At 50.4% G+C, this 1719-nt stretch carries 2 protein-coding genes; both read left to right on the top strand.

Annotated elements, in window-relative coordinates; genetic code table 11:
* On the top strand, positions 1-1121 hold a 1121-nt coding region (locus EOJ37_RS14550; RefSeq protein WP_420820645.1), incomplete at its 5' end, for a bacteriophage T4 gp5 trimerisation domain-containing protein.
* A complete protein-coding gene (locus EOJ37_RS14120; protein ID WP_127960503.1) occupies positions 1118-1528 on the top strand; it encodes an arginine:ornithine antiporter in 411 nt (136 codons plus the stop codon). The genes EOJ37_RS14550 and EOJ37_RS14120, both read left to right, overlap by 4 nt.
* Positions 1529-1719: the final 191 nt, after the last annotated feature.

Below are 1719 nucleotides of genomic sequence, written 5' to 3'. Positions count from 1 at the left end.
ATGATCCCCCGCTCAACCTACCAGAGGAAAAGACCCGCACCACGCTTCGCACCCAAACCCACAAAGGCAAAGGCTTCAACGAACTGCGCTTTGACGATGCCAAAGGCTTGGAAGAGGTTTATCTCCACGCGCAGAAGGATATGAATGTGATGATTAACCACGATGCGCACTGGCATATTAAGCACGACTATAAACAGCGCGTGGAACACAGCAGCTATCAGGAAATTCTGGCCGATGAACACCAGCAGGTACATGGCTCACGCCTGCAACGTACGCAAGGCGATGTCTCCCAGCAGATAGCCGGAAAACAGCACACACAGGTGGGACAGTCGCTGGTCATCAACAGTGGACAGGAAATTCACCTGCAAACTGCCGGTAAACTGGTGCTGGATGCTGGCAGTGAAATCACCCTGAAAGTGGGCGGCGATTTTATTCGCGTGACACCGGGTGGCATTTTCACCTCAGCAGGCTTGCGGGTTGCCAGTGGCGGCCCCGGGCAAGGCAGCGCGCTTCATCTTGCAGCACCAGAAACCGTAGCCGCGCTGGCAAACCACGACATCCGGCGACCGGTTTCAGCGTTGCCGGTGGCGGCAACCATCGCCACGCCAACCCCGGAAGCCCCCGCCAGCTACGCCTGTGTTGCCTGTGCCGCGATAGCGCAGATGAACGGCGATTGGACTATTGAAGGCCAGGAGGCTGCCCCCATAACACCGACTGATACAACAATAAACTCATCTGCACAGCAAGCCTCAAATACACTGGCGCCCTCATCAGGTCCAGGTCGCTGGGTCACGATAGATAATGATTATCATGGTATTTCCAATACCATGATAATGGCAATTAATCGGCTTACTTCAATGGGAGATGAAGGACGACTCTTTGGTTCTGAAGGTAAAGATTTCATGAACACCATAAGAGATAAAATTCAAGCTTGGCAACCACTACCTGATAACGCAAGCTTAAATCAGGCTGAAAACTCAGCTATACACCCCTACGGAACCGTGAGAAAGATAAAACAACGTTTTCTTGAGGGGGATGACACATGGCAAATAACCGGTAAATCCTGGCACTGGCAACCGGTTGTGGCTGATGAAGTGTATGAAACAAAGGATAAACCATGATCACAAGAAAAACTGTTTTCCGGTTCTGGGCAGTATTGGATCTATTCTACCTAGTACGTTTTATTTGGCTCAATATCAGTCAGCAGCGCATCCCGCTTTATGACGACATCGTGGCGTTTAACCACTATTTACCGCAACAAGGGACTGCCAGCATTATCCTGTTTTGCTTGTCGATAGTGTTGACGTTATCGATACCTGTTTCAGCAGGATTGTTGTTTAAGCAACACCGCCTGGCAACCTGGCTGGCTTATGCACAAACGCCGTTACGGCTTTTGCTGGTGGTGCCATCACTCGCGTTTCTACCGTGGGCACTGAAAACCCTCGATCTGCATAACGCTCAAATAGCATTGGGCTTACTGATTATTTCAGAGGTGTTAAAGGTATGGACGCTCTACCGCACACGCTAAAGAAAATCGCCGTATTCCTTATTCCAGCATCAGGGTTCAGGAGAAAAGATGCATAATACCATTTCATCCAACACCACTGGGTGGTCAGCATGGCTATGCCGCCCACAGCAATCGCCACTGTTCTTTATTCTCAACAACCTGGCGCAACCTAACCCGCTGCACCAGCTCTATTACCATGATTGGGTAGAACA

The organism is Serratia microhaemolytica (genome assembly GCF_004011885.1).
GTDB lineage: Bacteria > Pseudomonadota > Gammaproteobacteria > Enterobacterales > Enterobacteriaceae > Serratia_G > Serratia_G microhaemolytica.
This window is presented reverse-complemented; position numbering and strand designations above follow the sequence as displayed.

Excerpts from the sequence above, each read along its gene's own strand:
- EOJ37_RS14120 (WP_127960503.1), top strand. The coding sequence starts at position 1,118 with ATGATCACAAGAAAAACTGTTTTCCGGTTCTGGGCAGTATTGGATCTA.